The organism is Hydrogenophaga sp. 5NK40-0174 (assembly GCF_040372165.1).
Classification (GTDB): Bacteria; Pseudomonadota; Gammaproteobacteria; order Burkholderiales; family Burkholderiaceae_C; genus Hydrogenophaga.
Genome location: NZ_BAABWG010000024.1, coordinates 1 through 669, shown reverse-complemented (window position 1 = coordinate 669; position 669 = coordinate 1). Strand labels below are relative to the sequence as shown.

Genomic DNA, 669 nt, shown 5'->3' with positions numbered 1-669 from the left:
CTTCTCGTATTCGGGGTGACCGGGCTTGATGCTGCCGTCGTACAGGCCTTTGAGCAGGCGGTCGCCTTCGGCGTCGGTCCAGCTGTAGAGGTTCAGGCCCTGGAGGAACAGCTCCTTGTCGGTCTCGAAGCTGTTGAAGTCGATGCTCGCCGCTGCGGCCTGGCCGATCTGGTGCTGCTCGGTGGCGTCGCGCAACTCTTCGGCCAGGAATTTGTCCAGCGCTTTGCGGTCGTTCCAGTCCAGACCCTGCTGACGCCAGTAGTCTTCAAAGTGCGGGTCGTTGCGAATGTTGAAGGCTCGGCTTCGGCCATTGGCGTCCACATAGCCCACTTTGAAGCCCTTGCCGGCATCGCTGCCCAGCCAGTCGCCAAAGCGGCTGCCCGGGACGCTGCTGTCAAAGCGCTGCTGGGTGAAGATGAGTGTGCCGCCGCCGATCTGGCCGATGGTGCTGCCCAGGTGCTGCAGGTGCAGCATGGCCTCTTCGCTCTGGAAGGCAAAGAAGGCGGTGGCGCCGCCGTAGGGGTCTTGCGCGGCGATGAAGGCTGGCTTTTCGTTGAAGAAGTGAAAGCCTTCGTTGAAGATCTCCCGGCTGCTGGAGTTGTGTGTGCGCGCCAGGTGGGTGAGGTTGTTGGTCTGGACGTAGCCGCCCAGCGGTGCGTCCAGCAGGAT

At 62.8% G+C, this 669-nt stretch carries 1 protein-coding gene; it reads right to left on the bottom strand.

Annotation, left to right across the window (positions count from 1 at the left end):
- Nucleotides 1–669: hypothetical protein (locus ABWV89_RS18860; protein ID WP_353400630.1), on the bottom strand; the 669-nt coding region annotated here is incomplete at both ends.